At 68.4% G+C, this 15,291-nt stretch carries 13 protein-coding genes; 9 read left to right on the forward strand and 4 right to left on the reverse strand.

What is annotated here, in order from left to right:
* Positions 1-2: 2 nt before the first annotated feature.
* Both EV645_RS36705 and EV645_RS36710 read right to left on the reverse strand, forming a co-directional pair.
* A complete protein-coding gene (locus EV645_RS36705; protein ID WP_130448957.1) occupies positions 3-1,595 on the reverse strand; it encodes an ABC transporter substrate-binding protein in 1,593 nt (530 codons plus the stop codon).
* Between the two features lie 14 nt (positions 1,596-1,609).
* Positions 1,610-2,998, reverse strand: a complete 1,389-nt coding sequence (locus EV645_RS36710; protein ID WP_130448959.1) for a serine hydrolase domain-containing protein — start codon at positions 2,996-2,998, stop codon at positions 1,610-1,612.
* Between the two features lie 200 nt (positions 2,999-3,198).
* Between EV645_RS36710 and EV645_RS36715 the strand changes: the two genes are divergently transcribed.
* The 6 genes from EV645_RS36715 to EV645_RS36740 all read left to right on the forward strand — a co-directional run bounded on the left by EV645_RS36715 (position 3,199) and on the right by EV645_RS36740 (position 10,503).
* Entirely contained in the window at positions 3,199-4,401 is a 1,203-nt protein-coding gene (locus tag EV645_RS36715; RefSeq protein WP_130448961.1) for a cysteine desulfurase family protein, read from the forward strand.
* Entirely contained in the window at positions 4,401-5,489 is a 1,089-nt protein-coding gene (mnmA, locus tag EV645_RS36720; protein WP_130448963.1) for a tRNA 2-thiouridine(34) synthase MnmA, read from the forward strand. The genes EV645_RS36715 and mnmA overlap by 1 nt, the downstream gene beginning before the upstream one ends.
* Entirely contained in the window at positions 5,486-6,463 is a 978-nt protein-coding gene (locus tag EV645_RS36725; RefSeq protein ID WP_130448965.1) for a uroporphyrinogen decarboxylase/cobalamine-independent methonine synthase family protein, read from the forward strand. The genes mnmA and EV645_RS36725 overlap by 4 nt, the downstream gene beginning before the upstream one ends.
* A gap of 47 nt (positions 6,464-6,510) precedes the next feature.
* Positions 6,511-8,619: an NAD-dependent DNA ligase LigA gene (gene ligA, locus EV645_RS36730; protein WP_130448967.1), complete on the forward strand. Its 2,109-nt coding sequence runs from the start codon at positions 6,511-6,513 to the stop codon at positions 8,617-8,619.
* Between the two features lie 111 nt (positions 8,620-8,730).
* On the forward strand, positions 8,731-10,236 hold the full coding sequence (locus EV645_RS36735; RefSeq protein ID WP_130448969.1) for a hypothetical protein: 1,506 nt from the start codon (positions 8,731-8,733) through the stop codon (positions 10,234-10,236).
* Between the two features lie 42 nt (positions 10,237-10,278).
* Positions 10,279-10,503: a hypothetical protein gene (locus EV645_RS36740; protein ID WP_130448971.1), complete on the forward strand. Its 225-nt coding sequence runs from the start codon at positions 10,279-10,281 to the stop codon at positions 10,501-10,503.
* Positions 10,504-10,560: 57 nt separating this feature from the next.
* Here EV645_RS36740 and EV645_RS36745 read toward each other — a convergent pair whose 3' ends face one another.
* Positions 10,561-11,205 (reverse strand): ACT domain-containing protein, encoded by a 645-nt coding sequence (locus tag EV645_RS36745; RefSeq protein WP_130448973.1) that lies wholly within the window; start codon positions 11,203-11,205, stop codon positions 10,561-10,563.
* Positions 11,206-11,414: 209 nt separating this feature from the next.
* Here EV645_RS36745 and gatC point away from each other — a divergent pair, with 209 nt between their 5' ends.
* Genes gatC through gatB form a run of 3 tightly spaced genes read left to right on the forward strand, consistent with a single transcriptional unit; the run spans position 11,415 to position 14,717 of the window.
* The gene (gene gatC / locus EV645_RS36750) at positions 11,415-11,711 is read left to right on the forward strand and encodes an Asp-tRNA(Asn)/Glu-tRNA(Gln) amidotransferase subunit GatC (RefSeq protein ID WP_130448975.1); all 297 of its coding nucleotides are present in this window, start codon (positions 11,415-11,417) and stop codon (positions 11,709-11,711) included.
* Position 11,712: 1 nt separating this feature from the next.
* Positions 11,713-13,218, forward strand: a complete 1,506-nt coding sequence (gatA, locus tag EV645_RS36755) for an Asp-tRNA(Asn)/Glu-tRNA(Gln) amidotransferase subunit GatA (protein WP_130448977.1) — start codon at positions 11,713-11,715, stop codon at positions 13,216-13,218.
* Positions 13,215-14,717 carry an Asp-tRNA(Asn)/Glu-tRNA(Gln) amidotransferase subunit GatB gene (gene gatB / locus EV645_RS36760; protein WP_130448979.1) on the forward strand — a complete coding sequence of 501 codons (1,503 nt, stop codon included), beginning with the start codon at positions 13,215-13,217 and terminating at the stop codon, positions 14,715-14,717. The genes gatA and gatB overlap by 4 nt, the downstream gene beginning before the upstream one ends.
* A gap of 39 nt (positions 14,718-14,756) precedes the next feature.
* On the opposite strand, the gene EV645_RS36765 is transcribed toward gatB, so the two are convergent.
* Positions 14,757-15,230, reverse strand: coding sequence for a hypothetical protein (locus tag EV645_RS36765; protein WP_130448981.1), 474 nt, complete (start codon positions 15,228-15,230; stop codon positions 14,757-14,759).
* Positions 15,231-15,291 lie beyond the last annotated feature (61 nt).

Below are 15,291 nucleotides of genomic sequence, written 5' to 3' on the forward strand. Positions count from 1 at the left end.
CCTCACCCCAGCATCTTGATCGACGACGGGATCACGCTGCCTTCGCTCAGGTCGAACGTCGCGCCCTTGCCGAAGATCGGCACGGTTGCGTTGACGAACGGCACCAGGTTGACCTGCTTGAACAAGGCCCGTTCAGCTGAGGCCCAGTCCGCGCAGCCGTCGGCTCCGGGGACCGCGGCGGCCTTGGCCACGGCAGCGTCGTACTCCGGGTTCTTGATCGAGGAGAAGTTGCTGCCGTTCGGCGGACCGGTGCCGGAGAGGAAGCTGACCAGCTGGCTCGGCAGCGACACGGTCAGCGGGATCAGGCCGGCGTGCCAGGTGCCTTGGCCGGCGAGGACGACCGTGCTGATCTCCGCGGTCGAGACGGGTTTGAGCGACACGTCGACACCTAGCTCGGTCCAGGCCTTCTGGAGAAGCTCAGCCGCGGACTGCACCGTCGGGCCGAGGCTGGTGGGGTAGTAGAAGACCAGCGACAGCTTCGTACCGGCCTTCTGCCGAATGCCACCCGCTCCGGGTCGCCAGCCTGCCGCGTCGAGTGCTGCCTTGGCCGCGTCCAGGTCATGGCCGGGCAGATTGCCGGTTACGGTGTCGTCGGAGCACGGACCCATGCCGGGGGCAACCAACCGGGTGGTCGGCGTACCGGTCCCGCTGGTGAGCACCTTGCCGAGCTGAGTGAGGTCAAGGGCCTGCGTGAGCGCCTTGCGTACTGCGAGGTCCGCGGTGGTCAAGCCGGCCTTCTGGTTGAACCAGAGCTCACCAAGCGGTGTGCCCGCTTCACGCTGGAATGTCTTCTGAGCCTGCAGCCGCTGTTTGTCCGGTCCGGCGATCGCGACGATGTTGACCTGCCCGGAGAGCAGCAGGTTGGCCGCTGTGGTCTCGTTGCTGACCACTTTCAGCACGACCTTGTCCGGCAGACCGGACTGCCCCTGCTTGAAGTCACCTGGACCCCAGGCATAGTCCTTGCGCCGGGTGAGCGTGTAGTGGTCGCCCGGGACGGCCTCCGCGACCGTGTACATGCCCGTGCCGTCCGAGCCCTGCTTGAGGATGCTGCGGTCCTTCATCCCCTTGCTGCACACGATGTGCAGTCCGCCGATGTTGCGGACGAGGAACGCGTCCGGTGCAGGCGCTGTCACGGTGACTGTGCCGGTAGCGTCGTCAGCGGTTGCCTTTGCACCCGGCGGGATGAATACACCGATCCGCGTGGACTTGTTGGCCGGGTCGCCGACGAAGTTGATGTTCTGTGCGACCGTGCTGGCCGTCAGCGGGCTCCCGTCCGCGCACGTGACGCCCTTGCGCAGCGTGTACTTCGCAGTGGTGCTGTTGCCCTCGAACTTGTCGGCCAGCCCGGGCACCTGCTTGCCGTCCGGGCTGATGCCGACCAGCGAGTCGTACAGGAACCAGTCGACCTGCATGGTGACCGACAACGAGGTGAACTGCGGATCGAGGTTGCCGGGATCGGCGCTGATCGCCATGGTCATCGTCTTGCCCTCGGCGGCCTGACCAGTGCCGGCGGTCTGCTCACCCGAGCTGCAGGCGGACAGCGCGAGACCGGTGACGAGGGCTCCGGCCGCTAGAGCGGTGCGTACGGATCGCATGTTGCCTCCGGGAATCAGACAGCCGCGCGGCGGAGGGCCCGGCCGCTGTGCAGGTACAGGGCACGGCCGGAGCCGTCGTCGCCGACGAAGACATGCGGCTGGTGCATGCCGTGCTCGGCCTTGACCGCGATCAGGCTCTGCCCGTCGCGACCGACCAGCTCGACCGGGTCAGGCTTCGGACCGAGCTCGGTGAAGATGCCCTTCGGCGTCTGGTCGAGCCAGATCTTCCCGTCCTCGTCCTGGCGCACGGTGATGTCGGCGACCTCGCAGCTGTAGGTGCCGAGGATGCGGTCCACATCCACCGGGGCGGGCTCGGCAGGCGGCGCGGGGAACGGCGGCAGGGTCAGCCCGGCGAGCTCCTGGACGAGGTGACCGAAGACCTTCTTGTAGACCTCGATCGTCTCGCCGCCGTTGGTCAGCAGCGCGACCGCGAGCCCGTGCTCGGGAACGACACGCAGGAAGGCGTTCTGGCCGATGGTCCCGCCGTCGTGGCCGATCACCTTCGTGCCGCCGAAGTCGAACAGCTCCCAGCCGAGGCCCCACGAATCGCCCATCATCCCGAGAGCGGGCAGCTTGACCTGCGGCTCCTGCATCGCCTTGACGCTCGCCGCGCTCAGGACTGTCTTGCCGTCGGCCGCGGTACCGGAGTCGAGGTGGAGCTTGGCGAAGGCCAGCAGGTCGCGGGCGCTCATCGCGAGCATCGCTCCGGCGGGAGCCATTCCGCGGGTCATGGCCCAGATCGGTGCGGGTACCGGCGCGGCGTCTGCCTCCGGCTTGATGTGTCCGACGGCGGCCCGGTGCAGGATCGCCTCGTACGGATCGGTCGCGGCGTGGGCCAGGCCGAGCGGCGTGAAAACGTGTTCCCGCAGCGCGGCGTCGTACGGCGTGCCACGCAGTACCTCGATCAGACGGCCGAGTACTGCGAAGCCGGCGTTGTTGTAGGAGAACATCTCGCCCGGCGGGAAGAGCTGGGTGGTGCTGGCCAGCGAGGCGACGAACTTCTCGACAGCGTCGTCGCCCTTACCGGTCTCGTTGAAGATGTCGCCCTCGAACCCGGCGGTGTGGCACAGCAGCTGCCGCGTGGTGATCACGGCGGCCGCCGCCTCGTCCGCGATGACGAACTCGGGCAGGTACGAGCGGATCGGCTGGTCGAGGTCCAGCTTCCCCTCGTCGACCAGCTGCATGACCAGCGTGGTCGTCCAGACCTTGGTGATCGACCCGATCTGAAACACCGAGTCGGCCGTCGTCTCGACTCCGGTCGATTTACTCAGTACGCCGGCCGCGTGGTCGATCACCTCGCCGCCCAGCAGTACGCCGACCGCTGCACCGGGGACCTCATGCTCGGCGAGCAGCGTCGCCAGCTGGTCTTGTAGCCACGTCTCGATCTCGCTCAGAGTCGCCATGCGCCGACGCTAGGCGGACCGCCGTACGTCGGTATTCGTCCCATCGCACAACCACCACGCCCGATTTCGTCCAGCCGGACGAAGCACCATCCGTCGTGTGAAGATCACCCGGCAGCCCTCCCGCTCCTGTTGCCCACTCTGTCCACCGGACAGGCCCAACGGGCGGGAACATCCGTGGCGGACATACTCTTGAACCAGTTATGGCTACCTCCGACCGTCGCACGGTGTACCTGGACCACGCGGCGACGACTCCGATGCTCCCGGCCGCGATCGAGGCAATGACTCATCACCTCGCCCGCACCGGCAATGCGTCGTCCCTGCACGGCTCCGGCCGCTGTGCCCGGCGGACGGTGGAGGAGTCGCGCGAGTCGATCGCTGCCGCGCTCGGTGCGCAGCCCAGCGAGGTGGTGTTCACCTCCGGCGGCACCGAGGCGGACAACCTCGCGCTCAAGGGCCTGTGGTGGTCCCGCCTGGCCGAGGACCCGCGTCGCCGCCGGATCCTGCTGAGCGGCATCGAGCACCACGCCGTCCTCGATCCGGCGATTTGGCTCGGCCGGCACGAGCAGGCCGAGATCGAGTGGCTCCCGGTCGACGAGCTCGGCCGGGTCAGTCCGGACGACGTACGGCGGGCTGTCGAGAGCGATCCGGAGTCCGTGTCGTTCATCACGTTGATGATGGCGAACAACGAGGTCGGCACGCTCCAGCCGGTCCAGGAGATCGCAGAGCTCGCCCAGCAGTACGGCGTACCCGTGCACACCGACGCCGTCCAGGCGATCGGGCAGGTGCCGGTGGACTTCAGCCAGCTGGGCGTGGACGCGATGACGGTGTCGGCGCACAAGCTCGGCGGTCCGTACGGGATCGGTGCGCTCGTCGTCCACAAGGAGACCAAGCTGACGCCGATCCTCCACGGCGGGGGACAGGAGCGCGACGTACGGTCCGGCACCCTCGACGTACCCGCGACCGCTGGGTTCGCGGTGGCGATGGAGCACGCGATCAAGCACCAGGCCGACGAGGCGCGCCGGCTCACCGAGCTGCGGGACGCGCTGATCGAGGGCATCACCAGCACCGTCGAGGGCGCGCAGCTGTCGGGGGACCCGGCGGGCCGCTTGCCCGGTAACGCACACTTGTCCTTCAGCGACTGCGAGGGTGACTCGCTGTTGCTGCTGCTCGACGCACGCGGGATCGAGGTGTCGACCGGGTCCGCGTGCAACGCCGGGGTCGCCGAGCCGAGCCACGTCCTGCTGGCGATGGGGTACGACGACCAGCGGGCCCGCGGCTCGCTGCGGTTCACCCTCGGGCACACGAGTACGCGCGCCGACATCGACGCCGTACTGGACAACATCGGGCCGGTCGTGGAGCGGGCGAAGTCCGCCGGCCTGCAGAACGTGGGAAGGAACACCTGATGCGGGTACTCGCAGCCATGTCCGGCGGAGTGGACTCCGCGGTCGCGGCGGCGCGGATGGCCGAGGCCGGCCACGACGTGACCGGAGTACACCTGGCTCTCAGCCGGAACCCGCAGTCGTACCGCAGCGGCGCCCGCGGCTGCTGCACGATCGAGGACTCCCGTGACGCCCGCCGGGCCGCGGATGTGATCGGCATCCCGTTCTACGTGTGGGACCTGGCCGAGCGGTTCCACGCCGACGTGGTCGAGGACTTCGTCAACGAGTACGCCGCGGGCCGGACGCCGAACCCGTGTCTGCGCTGCAACGAGAAGGTCAAGTTCAGCGCCGTACTGGAGCGGGCGCTCGCACTGGGCTTCGACGCGGTCGCTACCGGTCACTACGCGCGCATCGTCGACACAGCGTCCGGGCGTGAGCTGCACCGGGCGGTGGATCCGGCCAAGGACCAGTCGTACGTGCTCGGCGTACTCACCCAGCAGCAGCTCGCACATGCGTTCTTCCCGCTCGGTGACACGGTGAAGACCGAGGTGCGGGCGGAGGCTGACAGGCGCGGGCTGTCAGTGGCTGCCAAGCCGGACAGCCACGACATCTGCTTCATTGCCGATGGCAACACGCCCGGCTTCCTCAGCGCGCAGCTGGGTGAGGCGCCCGGGGACATCGTCGATGCGCAGGGCAACAAGCTCGGCTCGCACCAGGGCACGCACGGCTTCACCATCGGCCAGCGCAAGGGACTGAAGATCGGTACGCCGGCTGCTGATGGCAAGCCGCGGTTCGTGCTGGACATCTCGCCCGTTGACCGCACTGTGACGGTCGGATCGCGCGAAGAGCTTGCGGTGGAGCGCCTGACCGCGTCGAAGCCGCGCTGGTGCGGCCCGGCCCCGACCGACCAGATGACCGCGAAGGCTCAGCTCCGCGCCCACGGCGACGAGGTGTCCGTGACTGCCTGGCTGGACGGTGACCAGGTGCAGGTCGAGTTCACCGAGCCGACGTCTGCTGTCGCACCCGGTCAGGCGGTCGTGCTGTACGACGGCACCCGGGTGATCGGCTCCGCGACCATCGACACCGTCCAGCGCGTCACCGCCGCCGTATGACCACCACCGGGCTCGGTTCGGTCCCAGGTGATGACATCCGCGAGTGGATGCGCGTAGTACTCGAGCTGGTAGACATCCCGTTCCTTCCGGAGCTTCCAGCACGGCCGTACGGCGACATGCTGAGCCGGACCGTCGCCGTACTGAGCGAGCTGGCTGCTGACCTGCAGCCTGCTGGGTGGCGGCTGACCGGTGGTGGGGACGCACGGGCGAGTCTGGACCAGCGGCGGGCGCGGGCGTTGCTGCAGGAAGACCTGGACGTGCTGGAGGAGTACGCGTACGGGTACGAGGGGCCGCTGAAGGTACAGGTCACCGGGCCGTGGACGCTGGCTGCGGCGCTGGAGCGTCCGCGCGGTGACAAGGTGCTGGCCGACCATGGTGCGCGGCGGGATCTGGCGCAGGCGCTGGCTGACGGAGTAGAGCAGCACCTGGCCGACGTGCGGAAGCGGGTGCCAGGCGCTGAGCTCGTGCTGCAGGTGGACGAGCCCGGACTGCCCGCCGTACTCGCTGGGGCCGTGCCGACGGCGTCTGGCTGGAGCAAGCACCGCTCTGTCGACGGTCCGGGCGCTGTGGAGCTTCTGAGCATGTTCACCACAGCTGCGCCCACCATCGTGCACTGCTGCGCAGCGCGCCCACCGATCGAGGTCTTCACAAAGTCCGGCGCCACTGGGGTCGCTGTAGACGTCTCGCTCCTGGGCAACGCTGCCTGGGACCAGATCGCAATCGCAGCCGAAGCCGGCACCACCTTGTACGCCGGACTGGTCCCCACCACCGGCCCCATCCCAGCCGCAGACCAGGCGGCGGCTCCGCTGGTACGCCGCTGGCGCGAACTCGGTCTGGACCCGGCCCTCCTTCACCAGATCACGATCACTCCGGCGTGTGGGCTCGCCGCCGCTCCGTCACCGGCCGACGCCAGAGCGCGACTGGAACTGCTCCGCCGCATCGTTGAGATCGTCGGCGAAGCCGCCGAAGCCTGATCAAACACCTGCGCCAAAACGTCCGTCGTCCCCTGTAAGTTCAGCTCATGGGTACGGAGGAGAAGGGCGCTGCGACGCCTGAGGCGCGGGTGCGGCATGCGGAGTTGAGCACGGAGATCGACGACCACCGGGCGCGGTACTACCTGGCCAATCCGATCATCTCGGACGCCGACTTCGACACGCTGATGCACGAGCTGCAGGACCTCGAGGAGAAGTACCCGGAGCTACGGACCCCGGACTCGCCCACCCAGAAGGTCGGCATCCCGATCTCCACTCTGTTCTCCCCGGTCGAGCACCCGATGCGGATGGAGAGCCTCGCGAATGCGTTCTCCGCCGAGCAGATGGAGGCCTGGGCGAAAAGGCTCGAGCGCGAGGTCACCCTCCAGCAGATCCACGACAGCGGGTTCATCTGCGAGCTCAAGGTCGACGGCCTCGCCCTCGACCTGGTGTACGAGAACGGCAAGCTCGTCACCGGCGCCACCCGCGGCGACGGCCGCACCGGCGAGGACGTCACGCCCAACGTCCGCACGATCAAGAGCATCCCGAACCAGCTGAAGGGCAAGGACCTCCCGTCCTTCCTCGAGGTCCGCGGCGAGGTCTACTTCCGCGTCGAGGACTTCGAGGAGCTGAACGCGCAGCTCGTCGAGGCCGGCAAGGACGTCTTCTCCAACCCGCGCAACAGCGCCGCCGGATCACTGCGCCAGAAGGACCCCCGGGTCTCCGCCGGCCGCCCGCTGCGCTTCGTCGTCCACGGACTCGGCAAGGTCGAGGGGCACCACATCGGCCGCCTCTCGGAGGCGTACGAGCAGCTGCACGCCTGGGGCCTGCCGGTCAGCGACCGCGCCCGCCGGGTCGGCACGCTCAAGGAAGTCAACGAGTTCATCGCGTACTACGGCGAGAACCGCCACTCGGTCGACCACGAGATCGACGGTGTCGTGGTGAAGGTCGACGAGGTCGATCTGCAGCGTGCGCTCGGGTCCACGTCGAGCGCGCCGCGCTGGGCGATCGCGTTCAAGTACCCGCCGGAAGAGGTCAACACCAAGCTGATCGAGATCGAGGTGAACGTCGGCCGCACCGGTCGCGTCACCCCGTTCGCGCACATGGAGCCGGTCCGCGTCGCCGGATCCACCGTCGAGTACGCGACCCTCCACAACGCCAAGGAGGTCGCCCGTAAGGACGTCCGCCCCGGCGACACCGTCGTGCTGCGGAAAGCGGGCGACGTGATCCCCGAGGTGCTCGGACCGGTGGTGGACCTGCGTCCGGAGGGCCTGCCGGCGTGGGAGATGCCGACACGCTGTCCGTGGTGCGACACGGTGCTGGCCCCGGCCAAGGAGTCCGACGTCGACATCCGCTGCCCGAACTCGCAGTACTGCCAGGGGCAGTTGCGTGAGCGGCTGTTCTACCTGGCCGGGCGGTCCGCGTTCGACATCGAGGGGCTCGGGTTCAAGGCGGCCGACGCGTTGATCACCGGCGGCCTGATCGTCAACGAGTCCGACCTGTTCGGGCTGACCGAGGAGAAGCTCGCCGAGAGCGCCTTCTTCACCACGAAGGCCGGCGCTTTGTCCGCGAACGCGCGGAAGCTGCTGGCGAATCTCGAAGAGGCCAAGACCAAACCGTTGTCGCGCGCCCTGGTCGCGCTGTCGATCCGGCATGTCGGCCCGACCGCGGCCGCTGCGCTGACCGAGGCGTTCGACAACATCGACGACATCCGTACGGCGAGCGAGGAGCAGCTGGCCGAGATCGAGGGCGTCGGGCCGACGATCGCACAGGCGATGATCGAGTGGTTCCAGGTGCCGTGGCACCAGGAGATCGTGGACAACTGGCTCGCGGCCGGCGTCGTCATGCGCGAGGAGCGCACCGGGCCGAGCCTTCCGCAGATCCTGACCGGCCTGTCGGTCGTGGTGACCGGGACCGTCGAGGGGTTCAGCCGGGACGAGGCGACCGAGGCGATCGTGGGACGCGGCGGGAAGGTCGCGAGCTCGGTGTCGAAGAAGACGTCGTTCGTGGTGGTCGGTGACTCGCCGGGATCGAAGTACGACAAGGCGGTCCAGCTCGGAGTACCGATCCTCGACGCGGCCGGCTTCGAGGTCCTGCTGGCCGACGGCGCCGAGGCGGCGAGCGGGGTCGCGACGACCGGGTCACCAGACGCGGGATAACGATTCACACCTGTCCTGCTACGGCTCTTCGTGCGAGGTGGATCCGGCGGCCGTGCTGAGCCGTCGGACTGTTAACTTTGCACGTCGATTCGTGGGTCAGAAGGAGCAGATATGACGACGCCGCCGCAGGGACCATGGGGTCCTGGGCAGCCGGGGGGCCAGCCAGGCGGGCAGCACGGGGGACAACAGGACGGGCAGGGCGGCCAGGGTGGCCCGCCGCAGCAGGGCGGCTGGGGACAGCAGCCCCCGCCCCAGGGCGGTGGATGGGGCCAGCGACCGCCGCAGCAGGGCCAGCCCCCTCACCAGGGATACCCACCGCAGGGCCAGCCCCCTCACGGTCAGCCTCCTCAGGGCCAGCCTCCTCAGGGCCAACCGCCGCACGGTCAGCCGCCGCAGCAGGGTGGCTGGGGTCCGCAGCCGGGTCAGCCTGGACAGGGCGGTCAGCAGGGCCAGCCGCAGCAGGGTTGGGGACAGCAGCCGCAGCAGGGCGGTCCGTACCAGCAGCAGTCGTGGGGCCAGCGGCCTCAGCAGCAGGGCGGGTGGCAGCAGCAACAGGGGCAGTCGCCGTGGCAGCCCGGTGGTCAGGGCGGTCCCGGTGGGCGCGATAAAGGCCCGCTCGGCATCAGCAAGGACAAGCTGCCGTTCGTGATCGGCGGCGGCGTGGTCGGCATCATCGTGATCGCGCTGCTCGTCTTCCTCGGCATCCACCAGTTCGGCGGCGACGACACCCCGGAGTCGAACCCGACCACCACCACGCAGCCGACCGGCGGCCAGTCCACGGGCGGCGACAACGGTGAGCTCGGCAACGCGACCGGCCAGGCCAAGAACGCGACCGAGAAGCTGCAGAGCAACGGTTTCGGCTGCAGCGACCTGTTCAACACCGCGCAGGGCGCGCACCGCGGCTGCTTCAAGTACGAGGACCGCTCGCAGGCCGAGGCGCTGTTCCAGTTCAAGCCCGACGGCACGATCATCGCGATCGAGTTCGAGTCGGTGAACGAGGACAACAACAACAACGCCGCGGTCGTGTTCGACCAGGTGCTGCAGGCGGTCGGCAACGACACGTTCGGCGGCGACCAGGTGAAGAAGGTCCAGGACGCGGTCAAGCAGGGTCAGAAGTCGGAGAAGATCGACAGCAGCTGGGGCGAGTTCCAGCTGCGCAACGACGGCGACACCTACGAGCTGACCGGCGCCAAATCCGGCGAGGAGTCGCTCGACATCCCGGACAAGACGTTCGACACCACAAAGCCGCAGATGCTCGCGGCGCTGAAGACGAAGGCGTACGTGTGCACGAGCTCCTGCACCAAGGAGATCGGCAAGTACGGCCAGCAGCGGGTGTACTTCTACGCGAGCGACGGCGAGGGCATCAAGGACATCCAGGTCAGTGCCTCCGGCGACACCGCGGATGTGAAGAAGGCGCTGCCGACGGCGCTCAACGATGCGTTCGGGGTGCTCAAGGGCGGCGATACCGCAGCGCTGAAGTCGTACATCCAGGCGCACAGTGACGGGAAGTCGTACGCTTCCTATGTGGCCGGTTGGCGGGTCGAGATCCGCGGGAACAGCTCGGACAGCTATTCCTCGCAGCAGGTCGAGATCACGTACGAGTCGTTCTACGTCTGAGTAGTCGCCGGTAGTCGTCTGTAGTCGTTGTTCGGAGGCTGGATGAAGTTCCCCCGGGAGAAGCGGGAGTCGCGGACGGTGGTCGCCCCACCGCCCGAGGCTGGCCGGCGCGTCGACGGCGGCGGGGCGTGGGGCCCCACGCAGTTCGACCTCCCGGACCGGAACGGCAGCAACAGCCAGGCGATCCTGATTGTCGCGCTGGTCGGCGTGGTGGTTCTGCTGATCATCGCGGGGCTCTGGGCGTTCGCCTACTTCCAGTTCACCTGACCCCCACACAGAGCGAAGCCCCCGCCTTGTTGGCGGGGGCTTCGGTATGTCTGTGGACTAGGCGCTGGCGCGGATGGTGACGGCCAGTGAGGCCAGGTATGACAGTCGAGCCACTTCGGAGCCCAGGAACTCGGGCCCGCCGCGACGGCCGATGACGAGAACGCGGCGGTCGGACTCCAGCGGAGCCGCGACCAGCACGGACTCCGAGAGGCCCTTGTGATCAGGGGCTTCCAGCGTGGTCGCCTTCTCCATCGGGAGCCACTGGCCGGCCACGTCGCCGAACTGCGGCGTCGCGCTCGTCTCCAGCGCGACCTTGACCTCGCTGCCGGTGCCGTCGAGCAGCGCGGCCCAGTCGGCGTGCAGCACGGCGGGAGATTGCTCGACCAGAATGTCGATCGCGTCGGCGGGAGCAGACGTCATCTGCTCGACCGCTTCGAGGTCCATGTGCAGGCCGCCGCCGGCGCCGTACCGCGAGAACCAGATGACCTCGACGTCGGGCACGCCGTTGCACGCCGACACGAGCCGGTCGGGCAGCACGCCGGGCGGCAGGTCGACCACGATGTCGTCGACGGCCGTGCCGTTCTCCCGGCGGTGCTCGACGATCTCGATCGCGTGGATGTCGGCGTTGACCTCGCCGAGGGCGGTCGACACGGTGCCCAGCGAACCGGGCCGGTCGGGGATGATCAAGCGCAGCAAGAACACCGAACGATCATCTCCCAGCCGATCACCAAGCGCGTAACGCCCTGTCGCCGCCCATGTTACAGAGCGGTAGGCACAAACACGCGCGCCCATCTCATCGAGGTGTTGTCCACAGGCCGGGGGACGGCGAAATGAACCTGTCATCACCGGCCACTAGGATGGCGTGGCCGGGAGGATTTCGCCCGGAAGTCCTGCGAACCATTGGATAGTTCATGCCATCGATTACCCGCGAAGAGGTTGCGCACCTGGCGCGACTGGCGCGGATCGAGCTCAGTGACGACGAGCTCGACCACCTTGCGCCGCAGCTCGACCAGATCATCGGACTGGTCGGGCAGGTCAGCCAGGTGGCGGCGGACGACATCCCGCCGACCTCGCACGCCCTGCCCCTGACCAACGTGATGCGCGCGGACGAGAACGTTCCGTGCCTCACGCCCGAGCAGGCGCTGTCCGGCGCGCCCGCCCAGGAGGAGCAGCGCTTCCGGGTGCCGCGGATCCTGGAGGAGGACTGATATGAGCGACCTCACCAGGAAGACCGCGGCCGAGCTCGCGGAGTTGATGACGTCCAAGCAGGCCAGCTCGGTGGAGATCACCCAGGCCCACCTGGACCGGATCGCCGCCGTCGACGGTGACGTGCACGCATTCCTGCACGTCGACACCGAAGGCGCGCTGGCGCAGGCCAAGGCCGTCGACACCAAGCGCGCGGCGGGCGAGCAGCTCGCCCCGCTGGCAGGCGTGCCGCTGGCGCTGAAGGACGTGCTCACCCAGGAGGGTGTGCCGACCACTGCCGGTTCGAAGATCCTCGAAGGCTGGAAGCCGCCGTACGACTCGACCGTCGTCAAGCGGTTGAAGGCGGCCGGGATCGTGATTCTCGGCAAGACCAACATGGACGAGTTCGCAATGGGCTCCTCCACGGAGAACTCGGCGTACGGCACGACCCACAACCCGTGGGACCTGGGCCGGATCCCGGGCGGTTCCGGCGGCGGTTCGTCCGCGGCCATCTCGGCGTACGAGGCGCCGCTCGCGATCGGCACCGACACCGGCGGCTCGATCCGCCAGCCGGGTGCGTTCACCGGAACGGTCGGCGTCAAGCCGACGTACGGCGGCACCTCGCGGTACGGGCTGATCGCGCTGGCGTCCTCGCTGGACACGCCCGGTCCGTGTGCACGGACGACGCTCGACGCGGCGCTGCTGCACGAGGCGATCGCCGGCTACGACCCGATGGACTCGACGTCGATCAACCAGCCTGTCCCGGCAGTGGTCGAGGCCGCGCGCAACGGTGATGTCGCCGGTCTTCGGATCGGTGTGGTCAAGGAGCTCGGCGGCGAGGGATACCAGCCGGGTGTCGAGGCGCGCTTCCACGAGGCGGTCGAGCTGCTTACCAAGCTCGGCGCCGAGGTGGTCGAGGTGTCCTGCCCGCACTTCGAGTACGCGCTGCCGGCGTACTACCTGATCCTGCCGAGCGAGGCCTCGTCCAACCTGGCCAAGTTCGACGCGATGCGGTACGGCCTGCGTGTCGGCGACAACGGCGAGAACAGCGCGGAGAAGGTGACGAGCCTGACCCGCGAGGCGGGCTTCGGCGCCGAGGTGAAGCGCCGCATCATCCTCGGCACGCACGCGCTCTCGAGCGGGTACTACGACGCGTACTACGGCCAGGCGCAGAAGGTGCGGACGCTGATCGCCCGCGACTTCGCGAAGGCCTACGAGCAGGTCGACGTACTGGTCTCGCCGGCGACGCCGACGACCGCGTTCGCGATCGGGGACCGGATCGACGACCCGATCGCCATGTACAAGAACGACCTGTGCACGATCCCGTCCAACCTGGCCGGTAACGCGGCCGCGTCGTTCCCGTGCGGCCTCGCCGACGAGGACGGCCTGCCGGTCGGCTTCCACGTGATGGCGCCGGTGATGCGCGACGACCTGTGCTACCAGGTCGGCGCCGCGCTGGAATCCGCGCTGGCCGAGCAGTGGGGCGGCGTACTGATGACCAAGGCTCCGGAGCTGGAGGTGACCCGATGACTGTTGCTGCAGATGTTCTCGAGATCGACGACGCGCTCGCGCAGTACGACCCGGTGATGGGCCTCGAGGTCCACGTCGAGCTGAACACGAAGTCGAAGATGTTCTGCGGCTGCCCGACCGAGTTCGGCGCGCCGCCGAACACGCAGACCTGCCCGGTCTGCCTCGGTCTGCCAGGCGCGCTGCCGGTGGTGAACGCGCGCGGCGTCGAGTCGGCGATCAAGATCGGCCTCGCGCTGAACTGCGAGATCGCCGAGTGGTGCCGGTTCGCCCGGAAGAACTACTTCTACCCGGACATGCCGAAGAACTTCCAGACCTCGCAGTACGACGAGCCGATCGCGTTCAACGGCTGGACCGAGGTCGTCGTCGACGGCGAGACGTACCGGATCGAGATCGAGCGCGCGCACATGGAGGAGGACACCGGCAAGTCCACCCACATCGGCGGCGCGACCGGCCGGATCCACGGCGCCTCGCACTCGCTCGTCGACTACAACCGGGCCGGTATCCCGCTGATCGAGATCGTCACCAAGACGATCGAGGTGCCGCCGGCGAAGGCTGCGGCGGTTGCCCGGGCGTATGTGAGCATGCTGCGCGACCTGCTGCTGTCGCTCGACGTCTCGGACGTCCGCATGGATCAGGGCTCGCTGCGTTGCGACGCGAACGTCTCGCTCAAGCCGAAGGGTTCCTCGACGCTCGGGACCCGGACCGAGACCAAGAACGTGAACTCGTTCCGCTCGGTCGAGCGCGCGATCACCTACGAGATCACCCGGCAGGCGGCGGTGCTGTCGTCCGGCGGCAAGGTGCTGCAGGAGACCCGGCACTGGCACGAGGACACCGGCGTCACCACCTCCGGGCGGGAGAAGTCCGACGCGGACGACTACCGGTATTTCCCGGAGCCCGACCTGGTGCCGGTCGCGCCGTCCCGCGAGTGGGTCGAGGAGCTGCGCGCGACGCTGCCCGAGGCTCCGTCCGTGCGGCGGGCGCGCCTGCAGGAGAGCTGGGGGTTCACCGACCTCGAGATGCGCGACGTCATCAATGGCAACGCACTCGAGCCGATCGTCGCGACGGTCGAGCTCGGCGTACCTGCCGCTGCAGCGAAGAAGTGGTGGCTCGGTGAGCTGGCACGCTTCGCCAACGAGCAGGGTCTCGAGCTCGACGCGCTGTCTGTGGGTCCGACGGAGGTCGCCGAGGTGCAGAAGCTCGTCGACGACGGCACGCTGAACGACAAGCTGGCCCGCCAGGTCTTCGAAGGCCTGCTCGCCGGCGAGGGCACGCCGGCCGAGGTGATCGAGAAGCGCGGCCTCGCGCTGGTCTCCGACGACGGTCCGCTGCTCGAGGCCATCGATCGTGCGATCGCCGCCAACCCCGACGTCGTAGAAAAGGTCAACTCCGGCAAACCAGCCGCCGCCGGAGCCCTCATCGGCGCCGTCATGAAAGACATGCGAGGCCAGGCAGACGCAGCCAAAGTCCGCCAACTCCTCAACGACAAGCTGGGTATCTGAAGCTGCTGAAGGTGCCGGCCCCAGGTGGGGCCGGCACTCTCATGCCGCGGTTTTGTGTTGGGGTGCGTCTGCGATGACCTCGCGTTCTACGCGGCCGTCTTCTACGTCGGTGGCGTCGGCGAGGAGGGTTTGGGCTACTGCTAGTTCGTCGGTGGGGCAGCGAACCTCGTAGGTGGTGGGGAGGACCTGCGTGATGACCGCGTCGGGGCGGTTGCGGATGAGGCCGCGGAACAGACCCCAGAGCGTTCCGACGATGACGCCGTACACGAAGCCCCAGACCACCACAGCGAGACCGTTCAGCGTCGTCTCCGCGACGAGCGTGATGAAGACGGCAGCGAGTACGCCGAGTGCCGCGCCCTGCAGCGCGCCCACGCCGGTGAGTCGCGCGACGGGGACGATCCTGTGTCTGGTCGCTTGGCGGAGTCCGGCGCCGACCACCTCCAGGCGTCCCGCGTCCATCCCGTAACTTCGCAGGTAGTCCACTGTCTGCTGAGCATCCTCGTAGGTGCTCACCGCAGCGATCACACTGCTGGGAACGCCAGGCCCCTGGCCGGTCCGCATACCGATCTCCTCC

The sequence above is a fragment of the Kribbella rubisoli genome, assembly GCF_004217145.1.
GTDB classification, from domain to species: Bacteria; Actinomycetota; Actinomycetes; order Propionibacteriales; family Kribbellaceae; genus Kribbella; species Kribbella rubisoli.

Bases quoted from the DNA above. Each gene is read 5' to 3' on its own strand.
- EV645_RS36710 (WP_130448959.1), bottom strand. From the start codon at position 2,998: ATGGCGACTCTGAGCGAGATCGAGACGTGGCTACAAGACCAGCTGGCG.
- EV645_RS36725 (WP_130448965.1), top strand. From the start codon at position 5,486: ATGACCACCACCGGGCTCGGTTCGGTCCCAGGTGATGACATCCGCGAG.
- ligA (WP_130448967.1), top strand. From the start codon at position 6,511: ATGGGTACGGAGGAGAAGGGCGCTGCGACGCCTGAGGCGCGGGTGCGG.
- gatC (WP_130448975.1), top strand. From the start codon at position 11,415: ATGCCATCGATTACCCGCGAAGAGGTTGCGCACCTGGCGCGACTGGCG.
- gatA (WP_130448977.1), top strand. From the start codon at position 11,713: ATGAGCGACCTCACCAGGAAGACCGCGGCCGAGCTCGCGGAGTTGATG.
- EV645_RS36705 (WP_130448957.1), bottom strand. From the start codon at position 1,595: ATGCGATCCGTACGCACCGCTCTAGCGGCCGGAGCCCTCGTCACCGGT.
- mnmA (WP_130448963.1), top strand. From the start codon at position 4,401: ATGCGGGTACTCGCAGCCATGTCCGGCGGAGTGGACTCCGCGGTCGCG.
- EV645_RS36740 (WP_130448971.1), top strand. From the start codon at position 10,279: ATGAAGTTCCCCCGGGAGAAGCGGGAGTCGCGGACGGTGGTCGCCCCA.
- gatB (WP_130448979.1), top strand. From the start codon at position 13,215: ATGACTGTTGCTGCAGATGTTCTCGAGATCGACGACGCGCTCGCGCAG.
- EV645_RS36735 (WP_130448969.1), top strand. From the start codon at position 8,731: ATGACGACGCCGCCGCAGGGACCATGGGGTCCTGGGCAGCCGGGGGGC.
- EV645_RS36715 (WP_130448961.1), top strand. From the start codon at position 3,199: ATGGCTACCTCCGACCGTCGCACGGTGTACCTGGACCACGCGGCGACG.